Origin of the sequence: Bacillus sp. FJAT-44742, assembly GCF_002797315.1 — a bacterium.
Lineage (GTDB): Bacteria > Bacillota > Bacilli > Bacillales > Marinococcaceae > Thalassorhabdus > Thalassorhabdus alkalitolerans.
The window spans coordinates 760094-786178 of sequence record NZ_KZ454936.1; the positions used below are offsets into that span (position 1 = coordinate 760094).

At 41.2% G+C, this 26085-nt stretch carries 30 protein-coding genes, 1 tRNA gene and 1 riboswitch; of the genes, 23 read left to right on the forward strand and 8 right to left on the reverse strand.

Translation table 11 applies throughout. The features are described from left to right. Positions 1 to 14: 14 nt before the first annotated feature. Genes CEF17_RS03875 through CEF17_RS03885 form a run of 3 tightly spaced genes read left to right on the forward strand, consistent with a single transcriptional unit; the run spans position 15 to position 1702 of the window. Positions 15 to 638, forward strand: coding sequence for a hypothetical protein (locus tag CEF17_RS03875; protein WP_100398360.1), 624 nt, complete (start codon positions 15 to 17; stop codon positions 636 to 638). Continuing rightward, the gene (locus CEF17_RS03880; protein WP_100398361.1) at positions 635 to 1390 is read left to right on the forward strand and encodes a DUF1385 domain-containing protein; all 756 of its coding nucleotides are present in this window, start codon (positions 635 to 637) and stop codon (positions 1388 to 1390) included. Before CEF17_RS03875 ends, CEF17_RS03880 begins: the two co-directional genes overlap by 4 nt. Then, entirely contained in the window at positions 1391 to 1702 is a 312-nt protein-coding gene (locus CEF17_RS03885) for an MTH1187 family thiamine-binding protein (RefSeq protein ID WP_100398362.1), read from the forward strand. 42 nt (positions 1703 to 1744) lie between these two features. Here CEF17_RS03885 and CEF17_RS03890 read toward each other — a convergent pair. Then, positions 1745 to 1819: transfer RNA gene (locus tag CEF17_RS03890), tRNA-Gln, on the reverse strand. Between the two features lie 83 nt (positions 1820 to 1902). On the opposite strand from CEF17_RS03890, the gene comGA reads away from it, so the two are divergent. Genes comGA through comGG form a run of 8 tightly spaced genes read left to right on the forward strand, consistent with a single transcriptional unit; the run spans position 1903 to position 6073 of the window. After that, entirely contained in the window at positions 1903 to 3030 is a 1128-nt protein-coding gene (comGA, locus tag CEF17_RS03895; RefSeq protein WP_232725409.1) for a competence type IV pilus ATPase ComGA, read from the forward strand. Further along, a complete protein-coding gene (gene comGB, locus CEF17_RS03900; RefSeq protein WP_198508876.1) occupies positions 2999 to 4033 on the forward strand; it encodes a competence type IV pilus assembly protein ComGB in 1035 nt (344 codons plus the stop codon). The genes comGA and comGB overlap by 32 nt, the downstream gene beginning before the upstream one ends. A gap of 26 nt (positions 4034 to 4059) precedes the next feature. Next, positions 4060 to 4227: a hypothetical protein gene (locus tag CEF17_RS19825; protein ID WP_157842915.1), complete on the forward strand. Its 168-nt coding sequence runs from the start codon at positions 4060 to 4062 to the stop codon at positions 4225 to 4227. Continuing rightward, complete coding sequence (comGC, locus tag CEF17_RS03905) at positions 4224 to 4535, forward strand: competence type IV pilus major pilin ComGC (protein ID WP_100398365.1); 312 nt, start codon at positions 4224 to 4226, stop codon at positions 4533 to 4535. Before CEF17_RS19825 ends, comGC begins: the two co-directional genes overlap by 4 nt. Before the next feature lie 43 nt (positions 4536 to 4578). Further along, on the forward strand, positions 4579 to 4980 hold the full coding sequence (gene comGD, locus CEF17_RS03910) for a competence type IV pilus minor pilin ComGD (protein WP_100398366.1): 402 nt from the start codon (positions 4579 to 4581) through the stop codon (positions 4978 to 4980). Then, positions 4946 to 5296, forward strand: a complete 351-nt coding sequence (comGE, locus tag CEF17_RS03915; protein WP_100398367.1) for a competence type IV pilus minor pilin ComGE — start codon at positions 4946 to 4948, stop codon at positions 5294 to 5296. The genes comGD and comGE overlap by 35 nt, the downstream gene beginning before the upstream one ends. Further along, the gene (locus CEF17_RS03920; protein WP_100398368.1) at positions 5271 to 5741 is read left to right on the forward strand and encodes a competence type IV pilus minor pilin ComGF; all 471 of its coding nucleotides are present in this window, start codon (positions 5271 to 5273) and stop codon (positions 5739 to 5741) included. Before comGE ends, CEF17_RS03920 begins: the two co-directional genes overlap by 26 nt. Next, positions 5720 to 6073, forward strand: a complete 354-nt coding sequence (gene comGG, locus CEF17_RS03925) for a competence type IV pilus minor pilin ComGG (protein WP_100398369.1) — start codon at positions 5720 to 5722, stop codon at positions 6071 to 6073. Before CEF17_RS03920 ends, comGG begins: the two co-directional genes overlap by 22 nt. Positions 6074 to 6116: 43 nt before the next feature. Here the strand turns inward: comGG and CEF17_RS03930 are convergent, their stop codons facing one another. Next, a complete protein-coding gene (locus tag CEF17_RS03930; RefSeq protein ID WP_100398370.1) occupies positions 6117 to 6947 on the reverse strand; it encodes an STAS domain-containing protein in 831 nt (276 codons plus the stop codon). A gap of 512 nt (positions 6948 to 7459) precedes the next feature. Between CEF17_RS03930 and CEF17_RS03935 the strand changes: the two genes are divergently transcribed. The 4 genes from CEF17_RS03935 to CEF17_RS03950 all read left to right on the forward strand — a co-directional run bounded on the left by CEF17_RS03935 (position 7460) and on the right by CEF17_RS03950 (position 9572). Further along, positions 7460 to 7879, forward strand: a complete 420-nt coding sequence (locus CEF17_RS03935) for a hypothetical protein (protein WP_100398371.1) — start codon at positions 7460 to 7462, stop codon at positions 7877 to 7879. Positions 7880 to 8115: 236 nt separating this feature from the next. Further along, entirely contained in the window at positions 8116 to 8316 is a 201-nt protein-coding gene (locus CEF17_RS03940) for a YqzE family protein (protein WP_054636484.1), read from the forward strand. 120 nt (positions 8317 to 8436) lie between these two features. Then, the gene (locus CEF17_RS03945; RefSeq protein WP_100398372.1) at positions 8437 to 9144 is read left to right on the forward strand and encodes a helix-turn-helix transcriptional regulator; all 708 of its coding nucleotides are present in this window, start codon (positions 8437 to 8439) and stop codon (positions 9142 to 9144) included. A 182-nt stretch (positions 9145 to 9326) separates the two neighbouring features. Then, on the forward strand, positions 9327 to 9572 hold the full coding sequence (locus CEF17_RS03950; protein ID WP_054636482.1) for a DUF2626 domain-containing protein: 246 nt from the start codon (positions 9327 to 9329) through the stop codon (positions 9570 to 9572). A gap of 300 nt (positions 9573 to 9872) precedes the next feature. On the opposite strand, the gene CEF17_RS03955 is transcribed toward CEF17_RS03950, so the two are convergent. Next, positions 9873 to 10508 (reverse strand): MBL fold metallo-hydrolase, encoded by a 636-nt coding sequence (locus CEF17_RS03955; RefSeq protein ID WP_100398373.1) that lies wholly within the window; start codon positions 10506 to 10508, stop codon positions 9873 to 9875. A gap of 305 nt (positions 10509 to 10813) precedes the next feature. On the opposite strand from CEF17_RS03955, the gene CEF17_RS03960 reads away from it, so the two are divergent. Further along, a complete protein-coding gene (locus CEF17_RS03960; RefSeq protein ID WP_100398374.1) occupies positions 10814 to 10981 on the forward strand; it encodes a DUF2759 domain-containing protein in 168 nt (55 codons plus the stop codon). Between the two features lie 112 nt (positions 10982 to 11093). Here the strand turns inward: CEF17_RS03960 and CEF17_RS03965 are convergent, their stop codons facing one another. Next, positions 11094 to 11885 carry a YqhG family protein gene (locus CEF17_RS03965; RefSeq protein ID WP_100400785.1) on the reverse strand — a complete coding sequence of 264 codons (792 nt, stop codon included), beginning with the start codon at positions 11883 to 11885 and terminating at the stop codon, positions 11094 to 11096. Next, positions 11872 to 13533, reverse strand: coding sequence for a DEAD/DEAH box helicase (locus CEF17_RS03970; protein WP_100398375.1), 1662 nt, complete (start codon positions 13531 to 13533; stop codon positions 11872 to 11874). The genes CEF17_RS03965 and CEF17_RS03970 overlap by 14 nt, the downstream gene beginning before the upstream one ends. Positions 13534 to 13658: 125 nt before the next feature. Then, a riboswitch (glycine riboswitch) is annotated at positions 13659 to 13752 on the forward strand. Positions 13753 to 14077: 325 nt separating this feature from the next. On the opposite strand from CEF17_RS03970, the gene gcvT reads away from it, so the two are divergent. The 3 genes from gcvT to gcvPB are packed head-to-tail and all read left to right on the forward strand — an operon-like array spanning position 14078 to position 18014. Continuing rightward, complete coding sequence (gene gcvT, locus CEF17_RS03975) at positions 14078 to 15184, forward strand: glycine cleavage system aminomethyltransferase GcvT (protein ID WP_100398376.1); 1107 nt, start codon at positions 14078 to 14080, stop codon at positions 15182 to 15184. A 17-nt stretch (positions 15185 to 15201) separates the two neighbouring features. After that, a complete protein-coding gene (gene gcvPA / locus CEF17_RS03980) occupies positions 15202 to 16554 on the forward strand; it encodes an aminomethyl-transferring glycine dehydrogenase subunit GcvPA (RefSeq protein ID WP_100398377.1) in 1353 nt (450 codons plus the stop codon). Then, a complete protein-coding gene (gene gcvPB / locus CEF17_RS03985) occupies positions 16551 to 18014 on the forward strand; it encodes an aminomethyl-transferring glycine dehydrogenase subunit GcvPB (protein WP_100398378.1) in 1464 nt (487 codons plus the stop codon). Before gcvPA ends, gcvPB begins: the two co-directional genes overlap by 4 nt. A 144-nt stretch (positions 18015 to 18158) precedes the next feature. Here the strand turns inward: gcvPB and CEF17_RS03990 are convergent, their stop codons facing one another. Further along, positions 18159 to 18539 carry a rhodanese-like domain-containing protein gene (locus CEF17_RS03990; protein ID WP_100398379.1) on the reverse strand — a complete coding sequence of 127 codons (381 nt, stop codon included), beginning with the start codon at positions 18537 to 18539 and terminating at the stop codon, positions 18159 to 18161. A gap of 171 nt (positions 18540 to 18710) precedes the next feature. Between CEF17_RS03990 and CEF17_RS03995 the strand changes: the two genes are divergently transcribed. After that, entirely contained in the window at positions 18711 to 19544 is an 834-nt protein-coding gene (locus CEF17_RS03995) for a lipoate--protein ligase family protein (RefSeq protein ID WP_100398380.1), read from the forward strand. A 45-nt stretch (positions 19545 to 19589) separates the two neighbouring features. Here CEF17_RS03995 and dat read toward each other — a convergent pair whose 3' ends face one another. After that, positions 19590 to 20423 carry a D-amino-acid transaminase gene (dat, locus tag CEF17_RS04000; RefSeq protein ID WP_100398381.1) on the reverse strand — a complete coding sequence of 278 codons (834 nt, stop codon included), beginning with the start codon at positions 20421 to 20423 and terminating at the stop codon, positions 19590 to 19592. A gap of 492 nt (positions 20424 to 20915) precedes the next feature. On the opposite strand from dat, the gene CEF17_RS04005 reads away from it, so the two are divergent. From CEF17_RS04005 to CEF17_RS04015, 3 genes are all read left to right on the forward strand, one after another. Beyond that, a complete protein-coding gene (locus tag CEF17_RS04005) occupies positions 20916 to 23474 on the forward strand; it encodes a vitamin B12-dependent ribonucleotide reductase (RefSeq protein WP_100398382.1) in 2559 nt (852 codons plus the stop codon). Positions 23475 to 23651: 177 nt separating this feature from the next. Beyond that, a complete protein-coding gene (gene mntR / locus CEF17_RS04010) occupies positions 23652 to 24086 on the forward strand; it encodes a transcriptional regulator MntR (RefSeq protein WP_054636476.1) in 435 nt (144 codons plus the stop codon). Between the two features lie 176 nt (positions 24087 to 24262). Further along, entirely contained in the window at positions 24263 to 25150 is an 888-nt protein-coding gene (locus tag CEF17_RS04015; RefSeq protein ID WP_100398383.1) for a patatin-like phospholipase family protein, read from the forward strand. Positions 25151 to 25189: 39 nt separating this feature from the next. Here CEF17_RS04015 and CEF17_RS04020 read toward each other — a convergent pair whose 3' ends face one another. Then, positions 25190 to 26038 (reverse strand): phosphatase PAP2 family protein, encoded by an 849-nt coding sequence (locus CEF17_RS04020; RefSeq protein WP_100398384.1) that lies wholly within the window; start codon positions 26036 to 26038, stop codon positions 25190 to 25192. Positions 26039 to 26085 lie beyond the last annotated feature (47 nt).

Below are 26085 nucleotides of genomic sequence, written 5' to 3' on the forward strand. Positions count from 1 at the left end.
GAGGAGTGATAAAAATGTTAAATGGAAACAAATTAGTTGTGATTTTGCCTGTTTTTTTAATGATTTTTTTGTTTGTAGGCGGGGCTGTTTATGTGCAGCAGTCTGAAGAAGTTACCAATGAAGCTCTCCATGAAGAAGTGGAGTGGGATACATTGATGACACATAACGGTGAGGATGAAGGCCTCACAACTCTAAGGGCAGCCTGGGAATGGACAGCTATGCCAAGTGAGGGATTGGCTGGCGAGGATTACATTGGGGTAACGTTTTTAGACGAAGACGGCCAGCCAATGCAAGCCGAGCTTGCTGATGAGAGTCATATATATTTAACCTATGGTAATGAAGTCGTCTATGAAGACGAAGCGGTGAGCGTTGAGAATGGCTTTGTCTTTTCCTTCCCGAATGAAACAGACGAGCATCAAAGCTTTGGAGATAGAGGCAGCATTGAAGTGACAGTAGAAACGGAAGATAATCCACAGAGAGCGATTGTAAGCTATCTGCATACGTGGGAGGCTCATGATGGATTAGAGAAAACAGATGCCCGTTTTTTTGAACCAGTCCTGTCCGGAATGAGAGGCAGTGACTCCTCTTACTGGGTAATTGAAAGGTATGTAGATAATGAAGAAAGCACAATTGAATGACTAAAGGTCTCTCTTATCAGAAGGGGATTATATTTTTTGGAAGACGTTTTGCAGGAGGTGCTCATGTAGAAGCAGGTAAGATTCAAACATGGACAGCTCCTTTAACTATAAAAACATTGTGGAAGGCCGTTCGTTATGTTTTTGGTTCTTTGCCCTGGTGGTACAAAGGAACCGCCTTCTTTTTGTGTGGCGCCATTTTATTATCCCAATCTGGGCTTTGGCTGACTTGGAATGTTCCTAACCTCCCTTGGTACGTCCTGGTTCTTTTCTTCTTTGGCAGCCACTTTATGTTTCCTAAAGAGTGGAAAAAGTTCCACGGGGCTGAACATAAGCTATTCAGCTGTAAAGGTAACGTTGATCGTGCTGATTTGACGGCTCTTAAGAGAGCTTCTATTACAAACAGGTATTGTTCAACAAACATTGCCTTCCTGTACTTTTGTTTTCTGCTCATGGGAATATTAATGTTTCAATTCTTTACAGGGTGGGAAAAATCAATAGCAGCTTCTGCTTATGGGAGTGTACCTGCTTCTTTCTTATCTCACAGAATTCTTCAAAAAAGAAGAGGAGCAAGACTGAGGGAGCCTTTATTGAAAATATCTTTTTTTCTGCAAAGAAAAGTAACCTGCGCTGATCCAGAGCGTATTCACCTGCTGGCTGCAATCGATGGATACAAGGCATTTGCAAAACAGGAGTTTCCTCAGCTTCCTATAGTGGAATGTAATAAACCAAGAACGGAAAAGGAGGAATTGTAAATGGCAATTGCAGATATTAATATTACCCCTCTTGGTAAAGAAACAACAAGCATGAGTGATGAAGTAGCTGACGTTCATAAGCTTCTAGAAGATTATAAGGATAAAGTGAAATACCAGCTGACACCTACCAGTACGATTCTGGAGGGAGACGTAAATGATTTATACCACATCATTCAAAAGCTTCATGAAGAATCATTTAATCAGGATACGAAGCGTGTAGCAGTGAATATCCGCATTGACGACCGCCGTGATGCTGAAGAAGATATGAATGAAAAGGTACAGGAAGTAGAAGAAAAAGTCGAAAACAAGTAATTTAAAAAAAGCATGGGGCAAAGCCCATGCTTTTTTTATGTATGGTTGGGATGGCAGGATTCGAACCTGCGCATCACGGAGTCAAAGTCCGATGCCTTACCGCTTGGCTACATCCCATCAACAGTTAGTATTGTACTCAGTAAAAAAAAATCTATGCAATAATTTTAAAAAAAGAAAAGGAAAAACAAAAAAAGTGTCGAATGAATATACTCATCACTTATGAAAGGTTGTGTTATATGCCAAGTTTAGAACAAGACAGCATAGCTCTGCTGACAGATGCTGTGAATAGGAAAGCTTCAGATATTCACTTCCATCCACGTGAAAATGGAACGGCTGTTTTATTTCGTATTCAAGGAGATCTTCACTTTAGAACACATATCAGCCGCCGAAGAGCTGAAAGGCTGATCGCTCATTTCAAATTTATATCCGGCATGGACATTGGTGAACAGCGCCGTCCCCAAAATGGTGCCTTATTTTATTCTCAGCTATCGCCGCCTCATCATTTGCGCTTTTCCACACTTCCGACCCCCTATAGGGAAAGCTTAGTCATACGTCTTCTCCCGCAGGATACCAGCCTCTCTCTTTCCGAACTGTCATTATTTCCCCAGCCGATCACAATTCTAAAAAAACTTATTCACCATCCTCATGGACTCCTTATTTTCACCGGTCCCACTGGTTCGGGGAAAACCACTACACTTTACTCCCTTCTTCATGAATTATATGAAAAAAAGCAGCCTACGATTTTAACAATTGAGGATCCGATCGAGAAGAGAACAGATAAATTTCTGCAAATAGGAGTAAATCCAAAAGCTGGTATTACTTATGCAGAAGGATTGCGCTCTTCCTTACGTCATGACCCTGATATCATTATGATTGGCGAGATCAGAGATGAAGAGACAGCGGCAGCTGCCATTCGTGCTGCTTTGACTGGACACCTTGTTGTCAGCACGCTTCACAGCAGAGATAAGGTCGGAGCATTATTTCGCCTGCAGGATTTAGGCATTAATAAGCTTGACTTAAAAGAAACACTCCTTGGAGTTGTTTCCCAGCGACTTGTTAGAAAACAATGTATGTTTTGTCAGGAAAGCTGTTCTATTTATTGTCCACAATACATTCGAGGAGGAAGAACCGCTCTTTTTGATATCCTTGCCAACGAAGAGCTGGAGGGTGCTTTAGAGATGATGCCGAAAATAAACAATAAGCATATAAGAAATAAGCTTCCTGGTTACTTGTTAAAGGGAATAGCTCTTGGATATCTCCCTATTAATTCATGGAAAGATGGAGGTGATCAGGGGATTGAGACGGAAGAAGTGGAAAGGAAAAGATAAAGCAGCATACTTACTTCAGCTTGGTCAGTTGATTGAACAGGGATACACACTTCCTGAAAGTATTACATTTTTAACCTATGAACAAACGGAAGAGGTTCAACTTCTCTGCAAGGAATGGATGAACTCGATAGCAGAAGGGTCTTCAGTTCATGAAAGTCTGCGTCTTCTGGATTATCCTGAAGATGTGCTTGCCTTCCTGTATTTTTCTGAGCATTACGGAAGCCTGGAAGAAGGCTTTAAAGGAGCTGGAAGGCTGTATAGTAAGAAAGAAGAAATAAAAGAGAAAGTGAGAATTTTATCCCGCTATCCAATTTTGTTAATTTGGATCTTATCGCTTTTGTGTATTATGATGGTTCATTATTTATTTCCTCAGTTTAACCTCCTTTTTTCTTCTATGGACATGGAATTTCCCCTCATTACCAGAGTTATGATCAAAGTAATGGAATTAGCTCCCCTGGCAGCCGGCAGTTTTGTGCTAACCTTATTTATTAGTTTCTTGTACTATATGAAAGTATTCAGACGCTTATCTCCTCACACTCAAATGGAAAAGGTGTACCGTATTCCTCTTCTTTCTCATTTTTTCCGCATGATTGTTACCTATTATTTCTCTTCTCAGTTAAGCAGCTTACTAAAGGGCGGTTTGACCATACATGATGCTTTAACTGTATTTGAAAGGCAGGATCACTTGTTTTTTTTCCAGGAAGAAGGAAGACAATTAAAAGAGAAATTAAAAGAAGGTATTGAGTTTCCAAAAGTGATTGATGAAAGGGGGTGGTTTCTCAAGGATCTGGTATTTGTGATCCACCATGGGCAAACATCTGGAAAGCTTGCTGAAGATCTTTATTTTTATCAGCAACGATTGATGGGGATGATCGAGAGCCTGATGAAAAATTGGGTTATGGCTCTTCAGCCTTCTCTGTTCTTGATCGTAGGTGCATTGGTCCTTGCTTTATTCTTATCAATTTTTCTTCCTATTTTCCAGTTGATGACTTCTCTAGCGTAAAGCAATTCTTAAAAGGAGGTGTGCGAATGATCAGAAAAGAAGCCGGAAAAATCGAATGGGGAATTATTTTAGAGAAAATAAAAGACATTGAGATAAGAATGTCGCAGATGGAAACGAGTCAGCAAGAAGATGTAAAGTCTCTCGTAGAAATGGTCTGCTTTGAAAAAGTAAGAAAAACAGGAGGGATCGAATGAAACACGTAAAAAATCAAAAAGGCTTCACATTGATTGAGATGATGATTGTATTGCTCATTATTACAGTCTTACTGTTAATTGCCGTTCCTAATATGGTCAAAAATAATTCTGTCGCCCAATCAAAAGGGTGCGAGGCGACGGTAGATCTGCTTCAAACTCAAGTAGCTACCTATGAAGTTGAACATGGAAATAGACCTTCTTCTTTAAATAATCTACTCGAAGAGGGGTATGTAGACCGGATTACTTGTCCAGATGGTTCTCCTCTCACTTTGTCTAATGGTACTGTTGTAAGAAATGGCTCCTCGTAATTTCCCTCATGCAATAAACCAAAGAGGTCATACATTAATTGAAATGCTTTTGGTTCTATCGTTCCTTTCTATTGCTTTATCACTTCCTTTCTTATACTTTTCGACTATTCAATCTTCGGTAAAAAGCTATGAATTTATTGAACAGCTAGAGCACGACTTACTCAGAGTGCAACAGACTGCTTTAGTAAAAGACAAAACAGTGCTTCTGCGTATTTATCCTCACCGAAATGAATATCAAATACAAACATACAATGAGGTCCTGGAAGTAAGATCTATCCCGGAAGACGTTCAGTTTACCTTCCATACGATAAATGCTGATGAAATCAGGTATTTAGCGAATGGTAATATTTACAAACCAGGAACTATTTTTCTTAGAGCAGGCGGTAAACAATACCGTATAGTATTTTTGCTTGGAAGGGGGAGGTTTTATATTCAAGAATACTAATGGCTTTACATTAATAGAGGTTGTAGGGGCCTTAAGCATCATTACAGTAATCGCAGCTGTTCTTGTCCCTATTTATACTCTTATTCAGACAGAGAGACAAGTGATCGTCCAGGAAAGAGCAGCACTCTCTATACTTGAGGAAGAAATGTATTTTCTTGATAATGCAGCCTCTACTTATGATCAAGAAAAAACAAGGTGGCGGGGGGATAATGAATTTTTCATTGAGACAAAAGAAGGAAAAGACTGGAACGAAATTTGTATCAGTTGGCTAAATGTAAAACAGAGGCCAGGTGAGCATTGTGCCTATTTTAAATAAAGGATTTACTTTAATAGAGACATTGATAAGTCTTGTGATTGTAACAACCATCGCTGCCTTTCTTCCCCTGGCTATTTCTTCCTTGGACGGTACCGGCTCTATTGAAAGAATGAAAAGTGAACAGGAGAAAAATATTTTTTTTCAGCAACTGCGACTTGATACAAAATATACTGGCACGATAACTACTGGAATACAAAGAATTGAACTTGAAGAAGAAACAGATATAATCACCTATGAACTAATAGGAACCAATATTGTACGAAAGGTCAATCAAAAGGGGTATGAGATTGTCCTTCAACATGTTTCTGACTTTGAAGCTGAAATGGTTGGAGACGGGGCAAAAGTCGTAGTTACAGCAGAAAGCGGCGTTTCCGGCTTTGTTCATATTGGACCCTCTCAGTTTGAGAAGGGAGTGCATGAAGGATGGATCAGCAGGGCGCAGTAATGCCAGCCGTATTATTCTTCTCTCTTTTGCTGGGAGGGATGATTGTACATCACCTGTTGTTATTTGGAAATGAGAAAATGATGATGAAAGAGACAGGCTCCTCGTTTTTACTTGACCGAATGATTATAGAAGGAGAAAGGGACTGGTGGGAAGAGTGGGACCCAAAGCAGAAAGTGGTACAAAAAACAATCTCTTACCCTGCAGGCAGTATCACGTATGAAAGCACTGAGCTTACCTCTACTCTTGTCCATGTTCGCTGGGTTGCAAAAATAGACAGCGGTCAGGAACGTCAGCACTATGTATTTTATCACTTGCCTGGTACGGAGCCGTAAAAACTGATAAACTGTGCCCCTCCTTAAGAGGCACAGTTTATTTTTATTTCTTCTTATCTTCTAACAACGTGAACACTGCTTGTTTTAAATGAGCATAGGTTGTTAAGCCGTTAAACTTAATCCCAAGATGGACTGCAGTCTGGGCTATTTCTGGCCTGATTCCTGTAATAATTGTTTCTATACCGAGTATGGTGAGAGTTTTATGAAGCTGGAAAATTTCATGGGCAACCATCGTATCCATAAATGGAACACCAGAAACATCAATAATTAAATGCTCAATTTCCAGGTCAGAACTTTTCTTTAAAGCTTGTTCCTGAATAATTTTTGCTCGATATGTATCGATTTCCCCAATAATAGGGAGAACCCCTATACTATCTGATATTGGTATAATGGGTACACTCAAATCCAAAATGACCTGCTGTTGAGCTTCTGTTTTTTCTGTGTCAAAATCCTGGTACTTGCGAATAAAAAGTTCTGCTGCTTCATCAAGTGTTTGATCCAGCCTCTGTATCCAAGTCAGCACTTCTATTGGTGAAAGCTCAGAGGAATAAACAGACACAAAGTCTTGAACCTTCTTATTCATAAGCATACGAAAGGTTTTAAACTTCTGAAGGGAGTGATTTAAGGGTGTTCCTAATTTAATCCTTTTAGCGGCAGTACGCTCAGTCCAGTCTTTAAAATTGGTTTCTTCAAGCAGTCCTTGGCTCGCTGTACGTACAAATTCTTCATCATTTTTATAAAAATCCTTTTCTTGATTAGAAAATATCTCCCCTGTACCAGACTTTTTACTGGCAATCTGCTGCCATTCAGTCACAATGTTTCCTGCATGATTCTCTAAATATTCCTGAAGGGCTTCTATATTCGTCGTATTCATGTCCTCACCTCTAGCTTATGATCCAACTCCACTGTAAAACATATAATCCTATACGTGTGTGCTTACTTTGAGAACAAAATCGCTTAGAACGTGTATTGAGTTTCTGAAGGTAAGCTAAAAGACAGTGAATAAAGAATAAACAGCCCCCAGCAAAGATGCATGGGGCCCTATCAATAATCTTTCTTCACTGCGATCCTAAAAATAACACAAGTATAATTACTTTCTTTACCCATAATCTACTTTCTGGAAACATGAAAAATGTGATAAAATGTGTAATATATCTCAGCGTTAACGTAATGAAGTATACAACGAAGGAAAAACATATTGAAATATATTGTCGAATTATGCATAATACAAATAATGAAAGAATTAACATTTTTTATGGGATAACATAAGCTGACTTTTTCTAATGGAAAGGGCTGCTTTACGGAATAGGAAAGTCGAAAAAGACATAGGCATAAATAAGGCATCATTAGTGCTGGCAAAGAAAGCCGGATGGGAGAGGGACATGGATGGTAAAGGACGGTAATTTAAGTCTCGAAGAGCTTTATGAGCACGCAAACAGGCTGTGCATGGAGCATTGGGGGATAACATATACAGGAAGAATTGAACTTGTTAGTAGAAACTGGGCAGCAAGAAATGGTTGTTTTATTTATGACAGAGGGACAGAAGAGCGTTTTATCCGAATGAGCAAGAAAAGAAACAGCGGAAGGAAAAAAGAAGAGGTGCTTGCTACTCTTCTCCATGAGCTGGTTCATTGGCGTCTCCATTCCCAGGGGCTTCCTGCCAGGGACAGCGATGAAGAATTTGTGCGGGAATGCCTGCGTGTAGGTGCCAGCATCAGTTTAACGCAAGCGGCCCAGGATGCAGTAAAAAGGTTTAAAGAAGAAGCTGAAAAAGCAGCAGAAGCAAAGGCTGTGATTGAGAGTTAGGATTAGAGTAAAAAGGAAACTGAGACAAATGGTCTCAGCTAAGTAGATAAGGCTCCAATTATCAAATGATGATAATTGGAGCCTTATTTTTAGACCAACGGGACGATCTTCGCTGGTTAGCTGGGTTTTGTCCCAGCTTTTTTTGTGTTTTTATGAGAAAGACACTTCCTTACATATTATAAAACTGAGTAAAGTTCTCTTACTTTGACCAGAATAAAAAGACAGGAGGGATAACCATGCAGCCTAACCCGTTTATTCAGTATCTTATTGAACGTTTTGTAGAAGCAATCGAAGAACCGGAAGACACGAGGAAACAAAGAAAGATAAAGAGGAAGGAAGAAAGGCCCCCACTGCTGTTTCGCTGGTTTGGCCTTTTGCCTACAGCCATAAAGGTGACTTTTCAGAAACAAAAAAGGCGTTTAAGAAGAACCACATAAATATTGTGTCATAGAGCGTAGACGAACAATAGACCCTAATAAAAAGAAAAGCATTTATTCCTTACGGAAGCTGTATTATAATAGATCAGTATACAGCTTTCAGGCGAGGAGGGAATGCCTATGGAACAAAATACATTGAAAGTTACTAGTGTCCTGGCAGATCCTACACGTTTTTCAATTTACCAATACGTTGCAAAGCAGCACCGGGAAGTTACTGTACAAGAAGTGGCAGAGGTTTTTGACATTCATGTAAACGTAGCCAGACTTCACCTTACAAAGTTAGAAAGTGTGTCCCTGCTTGTATCTGAGACAAAAAAGACGGGCAAGGGCGGCAGACCGAGCCGTTGTTATTATATTTCGGATCAAGGTGTTCACATACAGTTTCCATTTCGGGATTATCACCGGCTGGCTGTCTTGGCGATGGAGTCTCTGGCTTCGTTTGGAGAAGAAGGGCAGCTTGCATTAAATCGTCTCGGGCACTCTTTTGGAAAAGAAGCAGTTCTTTCCTATTTAAAGGAAACAAATTCAATTGGGGAGTCACTGGACGTTTCAGAGAAGATGGATGTCGTGGAGATGGTGGCTGCACAGCAGGGGTTAAATCCTGAACTGTCGTATGATGCTGAAGAAAAAGTGATTCACTTTCAAATTTATAACTGTCCGTTTAAAGAATTGCTGCCTTCACATTCCGGTTCCCTGTGCAAGATGCATCATGCCTTAATGAAAGGCATGTTTGAAGGGGTGTTTCAAGACGTCAGCTTTACAGAGCAATCTTTAATGGATGGGAGCAGAAATTCTTCATGCTCCTATACTGCAGTCCAATTAAGTTGAACATTGTGTTAACATAGAAAGGAAAGATGACCTTAAGCATTTACAAGCATAACCACCCTCTATATAATAGGGGTAGTATGGTTTAAGGCCTTATGTCTATTTTATCGCTTTTTCTGTCTGCTTTTTTTTGTCTAATAATGTGAAGCAGAAAATGACATCCGTAGAAGAGGGGGGAAAAGTAAATGGATCGCATGTATCGAATGATTAGTTTTTGGACTGGTATTTTCGCTGTCTTGTTTTTCGTAGGGGACATGTTTAACATGGCGCTATTGTTCTTTGCACAAACAGCTGCGTTCTTGGCTTTAGGGTATATGAAATTGACAGAACGCATGTATATTTATATCTTTGGCGCTTACTTAACTTTATTTATGGTAGGTTTCACATACTACACAACTTTCTTGATGGTTCCAGAATTCGGGGGTCACTAAGAAATACCCGGCGTCTTACATAGGCGAAAAAAGCAATGAGGAGGGCTCCTCATTGTTTTTTTATTGTATTTCTTAAGATAGGAAAAAATGTTAATACTATTGACATAGTGTTAAAAGGATAATATACTTTACGTATATTGTTAGAACAATGATGATAGGGAGTCCCCCTCCCCCTCATAGTTCATTTTTCAATACGATTTACTCCCCTTGTTAGGCCTCCTCCCCCGGGAGGTCTATTTTTTTGTCGCAACTTATAAAGCCCCAGGCGAAAATGAGCGCCTGGGGCTTTATAAGTTGTAATTAAAAGCCGCTTAGGAAAGGATTGCTGTCCATCTCTTTTCCAATAGAAGTCACAGGACCATGCCCGCATGCCACTTGAGTATTCTCTGGAAGCTCCAGCAGCTTAGCGTGAATGTTTTGTAGCAGCACTTCCTGGCTTCCTCCCGGGAGGTCTGTCCGTCCAATGCTTCCGGCAAAAAGAGCATCGCCGGAAAACACAGTGTTCGTATCCTCATGATAAAAAGAGATGCTGCCTGGGGAATGACCAGGTGTTTCAAATACCGAAAAGGTAAAATCACCTATCTGAAGTGTTCCTTCCTCTGTTATCAACTGATCGGCAGGACGAGCAGCAATTGTCTGTCCGCTCATAAAATAGGAAGAACCATTTTTAGACCCATCAGTCAGCCAATCCTTTTCTTTTTCATGAAGATAGACATCAATAGACCATTCATCCCTGACTTCGTCAACAGCTCCAATGTGATCGAAGTGGGCATGTGTCAATAAAATAGCTACCGGAGTGATTTGTTGTTTTTGAAGCCAGTCATTCAAGGAAGCTCCTTCCCCGCCAGGATCAAAAATAACAGCTTCTTTTTTTGTATTGATAAGAATATAGGCATTTGTCTGTAAAGGACCAAGAGGCATCTGTTTCCATTCCACACTAATTCCTCCTTACTGTATTCATCCTTTCATTTTACACTGAGAAAAATTGAAAAGACAACAAATGAAAGGAAAGAATAAAGAGAGAAAGAAACTCGACAAAAAGGAAGAATAAAGGTAAAATGAAACCGTTATTTTCAAAAGTTCAAATAGGTTTCGAAAATGAAGATGCATTTCACTGAAAACAAGGGTATAATAAGGGTCGGAAAATATTTTTGTTCTCATTCTTAAGTCAATTGTACAATGTACAAGACCACCAGGAATGGCCCTTTTTTTCAAGAATACATAAAAGGAGGGAGTTTACCATGGCTTTAGGTATTACACTATTGTTTGTAGCTATTTTGTCACTACTTGCTGTCATCCGGGAAACAAAACGCCGTAATTTCTTTGGCGTAGCCTTTGCTGCTCTTTCGTTAGCTGTATTTGGATGGTTCTCTGTTATGACCATTTTCGTCAGCGGGGCTCCGGCATAAGAAAAGAAATAAAAACCGATGCCATTGGCGTCGGTTTTTATTTTTCTTTGCAATTAGCTATGTGAAAGGTAAATATTGATGATTTACTCAGGACTCGTGCAAAGCAATGCCCTTAAAAAAACTGGTCTTGAAGGTAAAAAAGACCTCCATTAATAATCGTAATAGAAATGGAAGGGGAGTATTGCATTTTGATGGCTTCTCGCTCTGCTTCATAACTAGCTGGTTTATCCTCGGTGTTTTCATAAAATTTTTCTAAAAGGTCCAGGTCTGCGTTCATGCGTTCGACAGCCTCTTCAGCCCACTTATGTTCTTGCATCTGAATATCCTGGAGGACGATTTTTTTGATTCTTTGAATTCCTGTTTCTGGTTTAATTAAAGCAGCCATTGTAAAGGTAAGATCAGGAATAGAGGAATGAATGTTTTTATCTGAAAGCTTACTCATAAAATTTTCAACAATTTGGCCGTTTATCAGCTGAAGTCCAAAGGAAAAGATCTTGTCTTTTCTTTGATGAGCCTGGCAGGAAACTTTTATATTTAAAACAAGCCAAGGGTATAATGGAGCAGACCGAACCAGCCCGGGAATTTCTTCATATAATTTTGTCATTCTTCCTTTGTTTCTGGCCGAATGGAAAATCTGGTGAAGCCGCGGAGCCCCAAAATGAATAACTTCTCCTTTTTCTTTGGGATCATTTTTTTGCCCTCTGGTTAAAAAGGTTAAGGACATCGGTCTAGGAGTTCCGCCTGTTTTTTCTAAATAGTGCCAGTAAAAGGGGCGGTTCATAAGTTCCTTGTCCATTTCAATATTCAGCTGTACAGAAAGCTTTTCCCTCTCATCTTCTAATAAAGAGCAGCCGTTAGAGGTGAAGTATCTTTTTAAGAAGTGATGGATTTCATGTTGCTGCAAATAAGTCATCTCCTTTCTCCTCGTTTTTTTCCATTTCAATCATCTCAGATAAGTGACGGAGCTTTAGCTGAACTTCACCTTCGCTTTCAGAATTCTGAACAGCGTCCTCAACATACTCTTCCACAGAGGATAAAGAGAGCCTTTCTAATATTTCGTCAAGCTCGCCAATTACATTTTCAAAAAGGTTAATTTTGTTATACAAAAGAGAAAGAATATGTTCTTCAATCGTGTTGTTGACAGCAAAATTATATATAAGAACATCCCTCTCCTGGCCCAGTCTATGAAGACGGCCGATTCTCTGCTCGATTCTCATAGGATTCCAAGGAAGGTCGTAGTTAATGATTTTGTTGCAAAACTGAAGGTTGATTCCTTCCCCGCCGGCTTCAGTGGCAATGAGAACCTGGGCATTTTGCTTGAAGAGCTGCTGCATCCAGTCCTTTTTCCCTCTTTTAAAACCCCCGCGAAAAGGTACAGATTTAATGCCGTGCTGACCGAGAAACCACTGAAGGTAGAGCTGGGTCGCTCTGTACTCGGTGAAAATAACTACTTTATCATCATGTTCCTTGATAATTTCCAGAGCTTTTTCAGCCTTGCTGTTTTGCGTAATATTTTCAATCTTCGACTTCACGTTTTCCAGGCCTGGGCTCAGTCCTCCTTCACGTTTTGCCAATCCTTGAAGGGTCATAAAGACTGCCTCGCGGCTGCTGCATGCTTCACGCTGGAGGGTGGTGGTTAAGAAACCGTGCATCGGGTTATCTTTTCTTTTCTTTAACAAAGAAATGGCCTCATATAATTCTCGTTCTTCTTTGTTAAATTCAATAGAGATCGAGGAAATCTTCCTTTTTGTCCAAGTCAGGCCTGTTTCTTTTCTTTTGTTTCGAACCATCACCATTTTAATAAGAGCTTGAATGTGAGCAAGGTCTTCTTGTTCTGCCTGTTTCATCATTCCTTTAAAGGATTCTTCGTTACCAAGGTGACCAGGTTTGAGCAGGGAAACGAGATGAAAGACTTCATCTATTTTATTTTGGACAGGGGTGGCAGTAAGCAGCAGGCAGAATCTTTTTTTCAGTTCCTTGGCAAACTGATAATTTTTTGTCTTTGCATTTTTAAGTTTATGAGCTTCATCAATGATAACAATATCGTAATCCTGAGTAAGCACAATCTCTCGGTGAGGGGCTCTTTTTGCTGTATCAATCGATGCCACTACCACGTCGCATTGTTCCCATACATATGTTTTTTTTTGTGGAACAGCGGGGATAAAAAATTTTTCATTTAATTCTCGGGCCCATTGATTTACTAAAGAAGCGGGAGCTAAGATTAAAGCTTTTTTCACGAGCCCCCGGATCATATACTCTTTTAAAATTAACCCCGCTTCTATTGTCTTTCCCAACCCTACCTCATCAGCAAGAATTGCTTTTCCGTTCATCTCTTCAATAACTCGCTGAGCAGTTTCCACTTGGTAGGAATGAAACTCCAAGTGAGGAAGGTGAGGTGGTGACACGAGACCGGAAAAGGAGGAAACGATCGTGTGTTGTTCGGATTTAAATGCAAGTTGAAATTGTTCCCACGAGGACCATCCCTTGTTTTCCTGCATTTTATTGTTCCACTCTTGTTCCCAATCCGAAGGGAAGTGAATATCAATATACATATTGTTCGCCCTTTCCATAATAAAAGCATTGTCAAAGAAAGTTCACTAATGGTAAAATAGATCTGTTACTAGTATTCAACATACATATACCACCTTATACAAGAGTATAAGAATAAGGTAAGCGGATGAAGGCAAAGGGAGAGACCGCGCAAGGCGGCGCCGAAGGAGCAAGTACCAAAGAGGTATGAATCTCTCAGGCAAACAGACTTTTGCTTGACGCGTCTCTGGAGAGTGTCTGGCATGTGCCAAGACCACCCACGAAGACATTCCTTGCCAGGGCAAGGAAGAAACTTTCTGGTTACAGGACAGAGGGATTTTCAGCTGACGGCTGGAATCCATCTGTCCTTTTTTAGTGCCGGAAATAATAATCTGCAAGGAGTAAGCTGAATTTTCGTAAGAGTGCGAGAAAGGATGTTATCAGGAGTAGGGAACTTGAAAGACCCTTGAAGCACCGTTTGATCGGTTCACTGGTACACTGCTAAAAACCAGCATCTCCGTTAAAAAAGTAATACTTACTTAAGAGCAAATAAAAGGAGGATGAGTCATGAGTCAATTAAAACGAACAGCCTTGTATCCTTTGTATTCTGAATATGGCGCAAAGACTGTAAATTTTGGGGGCTGGGATATGCCTGTCCAATTCTCCAGTATCAAAGAAGAACACTTTGCTGTCAGGGAACAAGCTGGTCTCTTTGATGTCTCTCATATGGGAGAAGCTGAGGTGAAAGGTAAAGGGGCTCTTTCACTGCTGCAGAAGATAGCAACCAATGATGTTTCCAAGCTGTCTCCAGGCAAGGCCCAGTACACTCTCATGTGTTACGAAAATGGAGGCACAGTCGATGATTTATTGATATATATGCTTGCTGAAGATCACTACTTCCTTGTTTTGAACGCAGCTAACACGGACAAAGATATTAAGTGGTTACATAAGTTTGCTGATGACACAGTGACAGTAACAGATGTTTCAAACGAATGCTCCCTCCTTGCCATTCAAGGCCCTAAGGCAGAAAAAATCGTACAGTCTTTAACAGAAATTGATCTTTCAGATATATCCTTTTTCCGTTTCTATCCCCAGGCAGACCTGGGAGGAGTCAAAGCTCTCCTGTCAAGGACTGGTTATACAGGAGAAGATGGATTTGAGATTTATTGTTCCTCTGAAGATGCCCAAGCACTTTGGAAAACACTTATGAAAGCTGGCGAGCAAGACGGGCTCATGCCTTGCGGTCTTGGTGCAAGAGACACTCTTCGTTTTGAAGCACGTCTCCCGTTATACGGTCAGGAGATTGACGAAACGATCAGCCCGCTGGAAGCAGGGCTCGGATTTGCGGTTAAAGTGAATAAGGAAGAGGACTTTATTGGAAAGAAATCCTTACAAGAGGAAAAAGAGAATGGACCGACCCGTAAGCTTGCAGGTCTTGAAATGATAGAAAAGGGCATCCCAAGGACCGGATATGAGATTTTTAATGAAAATCATGAACAGGTTGGCCATATTACCAGCGGTACCCAGTCTCCAACCTTAAAGAAAAACGTCGGGCTCGGTCTTATAAATGCAGAATGGGCAGAGGAAGGCACCACTCTTTATGTCCAAATAAGAAAAAAACGCTTGAAAGCAAAAGTCATCAAAACGCCTTTTTACAAGCGGTCTAAATCGTAAAGGGAGGAAAGAGAATTATGAAATTTCGGTACTTGCCAATGACAGAAAAAGACCAAACGGATATGCTTCACATCATCGGTGCAGAATCTGTGGAGGAGCTGTTTTCAAATATTCCTTCCTCGATAAGGTTTAATGGAGAAATGAATCTGCCGGCTCCTCTTTCTGAACCAGCATTGATTAAGGAATTTAAAAAGCTTGAAGAAAGAAATGTGAACTTTAAGAGTCATGCATCGTTCCTCGGAGCGGGCGTATATGATCATTATATCCCTTCTGTGGTGGATCACGTCATTCGTCGGTCAGAATTTTACACCGCATACACCCCTTACCAGCCTGAGATATCACAAGGAGAACTTCAGGCGATCTTTGAATTTCAGACCATGATTTGTGAACTTACAGGTATGGATATCGCAAACTCTTCTATGTATGACGGGCCGACATCCTTGGCAGAAGCAGCTATGATGAGCTACGGCCACAGCCGCATGAAAAAGAAAAAGGTAGTTGTATCCAAAGGAATACACCCTGAAGCCCTTGATGTGCTGAAAACCTATGTCAGCGGTCCGGGTCTTGAAGTAAAAGAGATTGACTTAAAAGAAGGGCGTACGGATGCAGCTGCCTTAAAAGAAGCAGTAGATGATGAGACAGCTTGTGTCATTGTCCAGTATCCTAACTTCTACGGGAACATAGAAGATCTTAAAGAAATAGAAAGCATCTCTCACTCAAAGAAAGCCATGTTTGTTGTTTCCAGTAATCCTCTTTCTTTAGGAGTGCTTACCCCTCCTGGGGATTTTGGCGCAGATATCGTAGTCGGGGATGCTCAGCCCTTCGGTATTCCAGCCCAGATGGGTGGACCTCATTGCGGATATTTTGCTACAACAAAGAAATTGATGCGGAAGGTGCCTGGTCGCCTTGTCGGGCAAACGGTTGATGAAGATGGAAAACGAGGATTTGTCTTGACACTGCAGGCTCGTGAACAGCATATCCGCCGTGATAAAGCGACGTCAAATATATGCTCAAACCAGGCATTGAACGCTCTGGCAGCTTCTGTGGCGATGAGTGCAATTGGCAAATACGGAGTAAAGGAAATGGCTGTACAAAATCTCCGCAAAGCTCATTATGCCAAGCAGAAATTAAAGAAATCAGGTATCGAACTTATGGATGAACAGCCTGTCTTTAATGAATTTGTTATCCGAATAAATAAGCCTGTGGCAGAAATAAATAAAAAGCTTTTGCAAAAAGGATTTATCGGGGGCTATGATTTAGGTCTGGTCAGCGAGGAAAGAAAGGGACAGATGCTCCTATGTGTTACAGAGGAAAAAACGAAAGAGGAAATTGATCAATTTGTTAAAGAGTTGGAGGCGTTTGTATCATGAGACAGCCCGAACAAAAGCTAATCTTCGAACTGAGTCAGGACGAAAGAATAGGGCATGCACTGCCAGAGCTTGATATCCCTGAGGTTCCTGTGGAGGATATTTTAGCTGATGAATTTATTCGTAAAGAAGAACCAGGGCTTCCAGAAGTTTCTGAACTTCAGCTCATGAGACACTATACCGCATTGTCTACAAGAAATCACGGCGTGGATTCAGGGTTTTATCCATTAGGATCATGTACGATGAAATATAACCCGAAAATTAACGAGGACGTGGCCCGTTATCCTGGTTTTGCTCACGTTCATCCATATCAGCCAGTAGAACAGGTGCAGGGAGCCATGGAGCTCATGTATAACCTTCAAACATCATTAGCTGAAATTACAGGAATGGATGAAGTGACCCTGCAGCCAGCTGCCGGTGCTCACGGGGAATGGACGGGCTTAATGATGATCAGGGCTTATCATGAAGCAAAGGGAGAAGCTCATCGTAATAAAGTGATAGTGCCAGATTCAGCCCATGGAACAAACCCGGCATCAGCGACAGTAGCAGGATTTGAAGCTGTCACAGTAAAGACGGATGAAAGAGGTCTTGTTGACCTTGACCATCTTCGAGAAGTGACGGGTGAAGATACAGCTGCTCTTATGCTGACGAATCCAAACACCCTGGGCCTATTTGAAGAAAATATTGAAGAAATGGCAAGAGTGGTTCACGAAGCCGGCGGGAAGCTGTATTATGACGGAGCAAATTCAAATGCCATTTTGGGAATTGCCAGACCTGGAGACATGGGATTTGATGTGGTGCATTTGAATCTCCACAAGACCTTTACCGGCCCTCACGGCGGAGGCGGTCCTGGAAGCGGACCGGTAGGTGTAAAAGAAGACCTGGTGCCATACCTTCCTAAGCCTCTTCTCATTAAAGAAGGAGATTATTACACCTGGGAGTATAACCGTCCAGATGCGATCGGAAGAGTTAAGCCTTATTACGGGAATTTCGGGATCAACGTACGAGCTTATGCTTATATTCGCACGATGGGGGCAGAGGGACTAAGGAAGGTTTCTGAATATGCGGTATTAAATGCAAACTACTTAATGAGAAAGCTTGAGCCTCACTTTGACCTTCCTTATAACCGTCACTGTATGCATGAATTTGTTTTGTCGGGAAGGTCTCAAAAAAAGCTGGGAGTGCGCACACTGGATATAGCCAAGCGTCTTCTGGACTTCGGCTATCACCCGCCGACGATTTATTTCCCAATCAATGTGGAAGAATGCATGATGATAGAACCGACGGAAACAGAAGCGAAAGAAACGTTAGATGAATTTGCAGAAGCCATGATTCAAATCGCAAATGAAGTAAAAGAGGAACCCGAAAAAGTTCAGGAAGCACCGTTTTATACTGTGGTCAACCGTTTAGATGAAACGAGGGCTGCAAGAACACCTATCCTTCGGTATGAGAAAAACATATAAGGTTATTGAGTTACCGATTTTAAAAAGAGGCTGGTTGCATACCACAATGCGTAAAGAGCCAGGCGCATGTAAAAAACCCTATTGTCAAAGGAAGACTGACAATAGGGTTTTTACATTGGCTGTATATGCTCTTTTAGTTATTGATTATTTTTTTTTGATCTTTCCTGACCATTTTCTGAAGCCTTTTTTCAAGTGGTAAAGGTCCTTCATATCTCTTTGCTTGCGAATTGTCCGCGCGGCTTGTCTGCTGCGGCTTCCAGACTGACAATATAGGTAAACAGGCTGGTCTGTGCGAATCTCTGTAATACGGTGCTTTAACTGAGAGAGAGGTATATTTCTAGCCCCAAGAATATGACCACCGTTATATTCTTTCGGTTCCCGTACGTCAATCAGCTGAGCTTTACGGTAACCGCTTCGGAATTCTTCCTGATCGAGCTCCGTTAAATATTTAGGGCTGACTAAGCGGCGTCCCAGCATAAAAGCAAGGATACCTAGTAAAACCCCCCATAAAATCCACGTAATCATTTTTTCACCCCTTTTGCCCTAGACAAGGTTACATGATGTATTATAATAAGGATTGTTCCTTTACGCAAAACAAAATTTGCAATTTGTACCACTGATTAAACATTCTTTTGTTTTTTTGGCGCTTTTGATAGACTATGTTTTGCAGGTTAATTGAAAGGAAGAGGGTATATAATGGAAAAAGAAACATGGTACTTTATAGATTCTGGCAAGCAATCCCCTTCTTATAATATGGCTCTGGACGAAAAGCTTCTTCAATGGCACAGCAGTGGCAAGATTCCTCCGGTTGTCCGTTTTTATGAATGGGATCCTCCCACGCTATCTGTTGGCTATTTTCAAAAGGTACATAAAGAGATTAACTTGGAAGCAGTAAGACACCATAACCTGGGATTGGTTCGCCGTCCTACGGGCGGACGTGGTGTGCTTCATGATAAAGAATTAACATACAGTGTAATTGTTTCAGAGGATCATCCTGAAATGCCTGCTACAGTAACAGAAGCCTATCGCGTGATTTCAGAAGGCATTCTTCAAGGATTTAAAAGACTTGGGCTAGAAGCTTATTTTGCAGTGCCCCGCACAAAAGCAGAAGAAGAGGAATTAAAAAGTCCTCGTTCAGCAGTTTGTTTTGATGCCCCTTCCTGGTACGAATTGGTGGTGGAAGGAAGAAAGATTGCCGGAAGCGCCCAAACAAGGCAAAAAGGTGTTATCTTACAGCACGGCTCCATTATTCTGGACTATGATGAAGATATGCTTTTCGATGTATTCAATTATCCTAGCGAGCGTGTAAGAGAGCGCATGCAAAAGGCGTTTAAGAAAAAGGCCGTAGCAATCAACGAACTAAAAGATGAACCTGTTACCTTGGAGGAAGTCAGCAAGGCCTTTAAGTATGGCTTTGAAAAAGGCTTACAAATCAACCTCAAGCCTTATAAATTAAGCAGTGAAGAGCAACAGGAAGTAATAGAGCTTGCAGAAAAATATAAATCAGATGATTGGACATTTCGTAAATAAAAAGAAATGGAGGCTTCTTTTATAAGCCTCTCTTTCTTTTCTCAATTATAGGTTTGTTGTCCGGTAGAATGCTTCTTGAAGCGTTTTGGCGACCGGGCCGACAGGGTAGGAACTTTCAATCGTTCCCTGAATTTTACTGACCGGTGTAACTTCGGCACTTGTGCTAGTGATAAATACCTCATCAGCCTGTTCGATATCATCGAGGGAAAAAGCTTCTTCAATAACATTATATTTAAGGTCTCCAGCCAGGCTGATGACAACCTGGCGTGTGATGCCATTTAAAATAAAGTTATTTGCAGGATGAGTGTAAATATCTTTGTTTTTTACCATAAAGATATTGCTCGAAGAGCCTTCAGTCACGACATCACCGCGGTGTTGCAGTGCTTCCTCACAGTTGTGATCAGCAGCTTTTCTTTTGGCCATGATATTGCCCAGGAGATTGAGGGTTTTGATATCGCAGCGCAGCCAGCGTATGTCTTCGGTTGCATATAAAGAGATGCCGTTGTGCTTGTCCCTTGAAAAAGTCATTTCTTTAGTAAAACCCGTCAGAAACGACGTCAGGTCACGCTCATATAAATGGTTGCGTTCCGCTACACCTCGCGTCATTTGTATGTAGACATATCCATTGGCCAGATTGTTTTGTTCAATCAGAGAACAAGCCAGGCTTTTAATTTTATCGACAGGAGCAGCCAGAGGCATGTCGATCTTTTGAGCACTTTCTAAAAAACGTTGAAAGTGTTCATTTAACGCAAAGGGCCGGCCATTATAAACAGGGATGACTTCGTAGATCCCATCGCCAAAATAGTAGCCCCGGTCATCAAAAGAGATAGTCGCATCTTGTCGAAGGACAAGTTCATCTTGTATGATTACATAGGTCATATGAAAACCTCCTTTACAAGCTTATTATAGTTTACCATTTTTCTAAGAAACAAAAACAATGGATTCAATTAAAAAAAGTGTGATAGAGCCAGTTAATGAATGATGCATACAAGGCTTTGGAAGGACAGCGATGAATGATGATGTCAGCTTGGCAGGAAACCGGCCGTGTTTACAAGGCGAAGCTGAAAGAGCAAGGATTATAATCATAAATAAATAAAACTTAAAATAAAAAAAATGAAATACCGCGGATTTTGACAATTTCCTCTATGATTCCTCTTTTTTGCTTTGTTTTTCTCTTTCTTCCCTAGTTGACAAAGGCTTCTTTTTTTTGTTTATTTACCATATATAGTGGGGAATAAGAAAAACTGTACACAATATATTGGAATTCGGCTGTTTGTATGGTAAAGTAGGAAAACAGAATTCAATTCCTGAACGAGAGAAAGTAATGGGGAGATTTTGTCGAATCCTTAGAAGGGAAGAGGAGGACTGCACATGGCAACAACAATGCAGGATGTAAGGAAAATTGATGTAAAGAAATTAAATGAAGACATCGAACAGTTTCCACAAGTACACAAGATAACTAATGACATGACGATGACAAAAAAGGGAGTTTCCCGCCTTGTCATGCTAGACAGATATACATTTAAAGATACAGAGAAAAAAACGCTCAAGACAGGGGACTTTGTTGTCTTAACCGTGAAAGAAGATCCTAAGTTTCCGGCCAGAGGGTTTGGATTTGTTGAAGAGCTTGATTGGGAAGCTCATAAAGCGAAGATACTGGTAGACAAAGAATTCCTTGGGGTACTAGACGGGGAAGAGGCGGAGACAGGAATAGTGAGCAGGTCTCTGGATTCTATTGAAAAGCCTTTAGAAATATTCTACGAACAAATTGCTAAACGTAATGCTACAGGCCTTGCTTCAGTAGAAACAACAGAAGAAAAGAAAAAGAAATCATACGAAGACTTTTATAAACAGTTAGTTGATATGAATTTTATTCCGGCTGGACGGGTCCTGTATGGAGCTGGGGCAGAAACGGATGTTACTTATTTTAATTGCTATGTTATGCCATTTATGGAGGACTCTCGTGAAGGGATATCAGAGCATCGTAAGCAAGTAATGGAGATCATGAGCCGCGGAGGCGGAGTTGGAACGAATGGTTCTACCCTTCGTCCAAGAAACACACTCGCCCGGGGAGTAAATGGGAAGTCTTCCGGATCTGTATCATGGCTTGATGATATCGCTAAGCTCACTCACTTAGTAGAGCAGGGAGGATCAAGACGAGGCGCTCAGATGATCATGCTTTCAGATTGGCATCCTGATATTTTGGAATTCATTATTTCAAAAATGCAAAATCCTCGTATTTTACGTTTCTTGCTTGAACATACAGAGGATGATCAGATACAGAGCCTGGTAAAAGAAAAGCTTAAGTTTACCCCGCTTACAGAAGTTGAAGATGCGATGTACCAAAGCATTCTCAATTATAAAAGCATTCCTGGCCAAGGCGGGTTCGATAATAAGGTTATCCAGGAAGCAGAAGAAAAGCTGCATACTGGGGGAACATACAGTGTAAATAATCCAGAATTTCTCACGGGTGCAAACATTTCAGTGTGCTTGACAAAGGAGTTTATGGAAGCTGTTGAAAGTGACAGCACCTATACCCTGCGCTTTCCTGACGTTGAAAACTATAACGAGAAAGAAATGGCAGCTTACAATGAGAACTGGCAAAGCATCGGTGATGTAAGAGAATGGGAAAAAATGGGTTACAACGTAAAGGCCTATCGTACCATCAAAGCCAGAGAATTATGGAAGCTGATTAACATTTGTGCGACTTACTCAGCTGAGCCGGGAATTTTCTTTATCGATAATGCAAATGAACAGACCAACGCCCAAAGCTATGGACAGAAAGTTGTGGCGACAAATCCTTGCGGAGAACAGCCCCTTGCCCCTTACTCTGTTTGTAACTTGGCAGCTGTTAATCTTGCGGAAATGGCAGATAAAGAAAACAGCAAAATTGACTTTTCCAAGCTTAAAGAAACGGTGGAAACCGGTGTGCGAATGCAGGATAACGTCATAGATGCCACACCTTACTTTCTTGAAGAGAATACCAGTCAGGCAAAGGGAGAAAGACGAATCGGACTTGGTGTCATGGGTCTTCATGACCTCTTGATCTATGCGGAGACGGTTTACGGATCAGAAGAAGGAAACCGGCTGATTGATCAGATTTTTGAAACCATTGCTACCACCGCCTATCGTACAAGCATCGAATTGGCAAAGGAAAAAGGCAGCTTTCCTTACCTTGTTGGCGAAACAGAAGAGCAGACAAAACAATTGCGCGCAGCCTTTATTAATACAGGGTACATGAAGAATATGCCTGAAGATATCAGGCAGGGCATTCTGGAGCATGGAATACGAAACTCACACCTTCTAACTGTAGCTCCTACAGGAAGCACAGGTACGATGGTAGGAGTAAGCACAGGATTAGAGCCTTATTTCTCTTTTAAATATTACCGCAGCGGGCGCCTTGGCAAGTTTATAGAAGTAAATGCGGAGATAGTGCAAGAGTACTTGGATCGTAATCCTGATGCTGATTCAACTGACCTGCCGGATTTCTTCGTATCAGCAATGGAGCTTGAACCTGAAGCTCATGCGGATGTTCAGTGTGTGATCCAAAGGTGGGTGGACAGCTCTCTTTCTAAAACGGTTAACGCGCCAAGGGGATACACTGTCGAACAGGTTCAAAAAGTGTATGAAAGACTTTACAAAGGTGGAGCAAAAGGCGGCACAGTATATGTAGATGGCAGCCGTGATGCTCAAGTTCTTTCCTTGAAAGCAGAAGAGAATACATTTGACAAAGAGAATAAAAATGAGAAAAAAGAAAATGAAGGCAAAGTCGTTCTTGTGGATACCATCAAGGACGTGCGTTCAACTACAGTGAACATCGGAAATGAAATAGGAGATACTTGTCCTGTATGCCGGGAAGGCACCGTTGAGGATGTAGGGGGATGCAATACGTGCACCAACTGTGGAGCACAACTGAAATGCGGATTGTAAGGAAGCTGGGGTCATCCCCGGCTCCTTTTTTTGAAAAAATGTTTCCCTTAGGAAACAATAGAACTGCTTTTATTTTCAAGGCTCTGCTTGTATTGTGAAAGAAAAGTAGATGGTGTACAATAATCATAGTGCAATTTTTTTTCGCATAACGCCAGGTCGAGCATTGGAGGATATTTTATGCCTACACCAAGCATGGAAGATTACTTAGAAAGAATATACCAGCTGATCGAGGAAAAAGGATATGCCCGGGTTTCTGATATAGCCGATAACCTGGAAGTACACCCTTCCTCGGTAACGAAAATGGTACAAAAGCTTGATAAAAAAGAATATTTAATTTATGAAAAGTATAGAGGGCTCGTATTAACCCCAAAAGGGAAAAAAGTAGGCAAGCGTCTAGTGTACCGTCACGAGTTATTGGAAGATTTTCTTAGGATCATAGGGGTAGAAGGGGAAAATATTTATACTGATGTGGAAGGCATCGAACATCATTTAAGCTGGGATGCCATTGACCGCATCGGTGACTTGGTGCAGTATTTTCAAGAGCAGCAGACAAGGATAGAAGCATTAAGGGAAGTCCAGCGCAAGAACGAAATAAATGAAGAAAACGAGTGATTTAAAGTGGGCAGCTATATAATCAGGCTGCTCATTTTTTTATGCTATCAGGGAGGCTCTAGAGGAAAGAAGGTCAGTTTAAAGAGACAAGAAAGGACAAACAGGTAAGAAAAACGATGAATTTCGTACTTTTTCCCCTTACCTTTGCATAGGATTGTGGAGAGGAGGGGGGAAGAATGAATATCGACGGTGTCTTTGCAGGCGGAGGAGCAAAAGCCTTTGCTTTTATTGGCGCGATCCAGGTTGTTGAAGAACGGGGATATTGTTTTCAGCGGCTTGCCGGCACAAGTGCAGGCGCTATTACAGCCAGCTTCATTAAAGCAGGTTATACAAGCGAGGAAATTTTACATCTTCTAAATAGCGTGGACTTGAAGACATTTTTGGATGAAACCTGGTTACAAAATAAGGTACCCTTATGGAAATGGATATCCGTTTACTGGAAACTCGGCCTCTATAAAGGAGACGAATTGGAAAAGTGGATTGATAGATGCTTAGAAGCAAAAGGCATAAAAACGTTTGGAGACCTGCCGGAGGGCAGCTTAAAAATCATTGCCTCTGATCTGACAAAAGGACGCCTGCTGGTTCTGCCGGATGATCTCCCTCTCTATGGAGTTATTCCTGAAACATTTTCAGTAGCTCGTGCAGTGAGAATGAGCTGCAGTCTCCCATACTTTTTTAAACCGGTTAAGCTTTACGGGAAGGGAAGAGACCCCAGTATAGTAGTGGACGGAGGGTTACTTAGTAATTTTCCTATCTGGATATTTATAAAAAAAGCAGGAGACAAACCCGTTCGCCCGGTAATAGGGTTTCAGCTGACACCAAGTCTGGAAGAAATACGGGAGAAAAAAATCCGCAATGCCTTTGATATGTACCAGTCTCTTTTTGAAACAATGAGAAATGCTCACGACATGCGGTATATCACGAAAACTCATGCAAAAAATATTGTTTTCATACCGGTACATCAAATAAAGGCTACTGACTTTCATATTGATGATATTATGAAAAAGAAATTAATGGAGGCAGGAAAAATGAAAACAAAATTGTTTCTCAAGGATTGGATATAGCCCCCTCAACATTGAGGGGGCTGGGTGCGTTACTTCATTTTAGGAATCCATGTAAATCTTTCCATCCTGTTCAAAGAGACGGAGACGTACAAAAAGATACGGTGCTATTAAAGTGATCCAAAGCCCTAAAAAAGTAAAATGAAGAAAGTGGATAAGCACAGTTGGTGAGAGGAAAGTGCCAATGTACACGATTAGAAACAAACCAGTCAATCCAACTATGGCTGCTAAAAACTTCCTGGACCAGTGAGGAGAAATCAGCATTCTCACTTTAACCTGTTCAAATGAAAAACCAATGCCTGTTCCAAGCAATAGCCCAGCATAATGAGCAGATTCAGGAAATAAGAGCAAGAGAGCACACGGCAATACAAGAGAAAAAGAAAAACGGAAAGGATCAGGCATTCCCCCAACCCAATCAAGAGAACGATAAGCGGCATAGACAATAAAGGAACCAATCAAGACAGCGCCGAGTACGTCAAAAAGCAGGTGCGCTCCCGTGTATAAGGTGACAAAAGAGATGATCCCTATCATAAGGACTGCCAGCAGAGAAAACGAGCGCTTGGCGACTTCTGGAATAAGATACCCCCAAAATGTCGTAGCAGCCTGAACCGGCCCGCTTGGAAACGTAGAAAACCCGTTCCCTTGAATTCCGGCGGCAGGACGGTCGATTATAATAACCTGGTTAAGAAACACATGCAAGTACATGGAAAAAGAATACACATAAAGCAGTCGAAAGCCCAGGTGTTTATCAAACATCCAGAATATCAGCGGTATGATTAATACGTAAAACCATTCACTGGCCAGTAAAGATATTACAGATGTTAACCAGTCAAAGACTGGGTTTTGCAATTGCTGAAACCAGTCTGATACAGTTGCTTCCACATGTAGCATGCCGACTCCTCCTCCCCGACACAAGTACAATTCTTACTTTTTCTAAG

Coding starts and splice junctions, on each gene's coding strand:
- CEF17_RS04020 (WP_100398384.1), bottom strand. CDS start 26,038: ATGCTACATGTGGAAGCAACTGTATCAGACTGGTTTCAGCAATTGCAA.
- mntR (WP_054636476.1), top strand. CDS start 23,652: ATGCCTACACCAAGCATGGAAGATTACTTAGAAAGAATATACCAGCTG.
- gcvPA (WP_100398377.1), top strand. CDS start 15,202: ATGAAATTTCGGTACTTGCCAATGACAGAAAAAGACCAAACGGATATG.
- CEF17_RS04015 (WP_100398383.1), top strand. CDS start 24,263: ATGAATATCGACGGTGTCTTTGCAGGCGGAGGAGCAAAAGCCTTTGCT.
- CEF17_RS03990 (WP_100398379.1), bottom strand. CDS start 18,539: ATGATTACGTGGATTTTATGGGGGGTTTTACTAGGTATCCTTGCTTTT.
- comGD (WP_100398366.1), top strand. CDS start 4,579: ATGCTTTTGGTTCTATCGTTCCTTTCTATTGCTTTATCACTTCCTTTC.
- CEF17_RS03950 (WP_054636482.1), top strand. CDS start 9,327: ATGGATCGCATGTATCGAATGATTAGTTTTTGGACTGGTATTTTCGCT.
- gcvT (WP_100398376.1), top strand. CDS start 14,078: ATGAGTCAATTAAAACGAACAGCCTTGTATCCTTTGTATTCTGAATAT.
- comGC (WP_100398365.1), top strand. CDS start 4,224: ATGAAACACGTAAAAAATCAAAAAGGCTTCACATTGATTGAGATGATG.
- CEF17_RS03930 (WP_100398370.1), bottom strand. CDS start 6,947: ATGAATACGACGAATATAGAAGCCCTTCAGGAATATTTAGAGAATCAT.
- CEF17_RS03970 (WP_100398375.1), bottom strand. CDS start 13,533: ATGTATATTGATATTCACTTCCCTTCGGATTGGGAACAAGAGTGGAAC.
- CEF17_RS03940 (WP_054636484.1), top strand. CDS start 8,116: ATGCAGCCTAACCCGTTTATTCAGTATCTTATTGAACGTTTTGTAGAA.
- CEF17_RS04005 (WP_100398382.1), top strand. CDS start 20,916: ATGGCAACAACAATGCAGGATGTAAGGAAAATTGATGTAAAGAAATTA.
- CEF17_RS03995 (WP_100398380.1), top strand. CDS start 18,711: ATGGAAAAAGAAACATGGTACTTTATAGATTCTGGCAAGCAATCCCCT.
- CEF17_RS19825 (WP_157842915.1), top strand. CDS start 4,060: ATGATCAGAAAAGAAGCCGGAAAAATCGAATGGGGAATTATTTTAGAG.
- CEF17_RS03960 (WP_100398374.1), top strand. CDS start 10,814: ATGGCTTTAGGTATTACACTATTGTTTGTAGCTATTTTGTCACTACTT.
- CEF17_RS03945 (WP_100398372.1), top strand. CDS start 8,437: ATGGAACAAAATACATTGAAAGTTACTAGTGTCCTGGCAGATCCTACA.
- gcvPB (WP_100398378.1), top strand. CDS start 16,551: ATGAGACAGCCCGAACAAAAGCTAATCTTCGAACTGAGTCAGGACGAA.
- dat (WP_100398381.1), bottom strand. CDS start 20,423: ATGACCTATGTAATCATACAAGATGAACTTGTCCTTCGACAAGATGCG.
- CEF17_RS03885 (WP_100398362.1), top strand. CDS start 1,391: ATGGCAATTGCAGATATTAATATTACCCCTCTTGGTAAAGAAACAACA.
- CEF17_RS03875 (WP_100398360.1), top strand. CDS start 15: ATGTTAAATGGAAACAAATTAGTTGTGATTTTGCCTGTTTTTTTAATG.
- CEF17_RS03935 (WP_100398371.1), top strand. CDS start 7,460: ATGGTAAAGGACGGTAATTTAAGTCTCGAAGAGCTTTATGAGCACGCA.
- CEF17_RS03880 (WP_100398361.1), top strand. CDS start 635: ATGACTAAAGGTCTCTCTTATCAGAAGGGGATTATATTTTTTGGAAGA.
- comGA (WP_232725409.1), top strand. CDS start 1,903: ATGAATATACTCATCACTTATGAAAGGTTGTGTTATATGCCAAGTTTA.
- comGG (WP_100398369.1), top strand. CDS start 5,720: ATGGATCAGCAGGGCGCAGTAATGCCAGCCGTATTATTCTTCTCTCTT.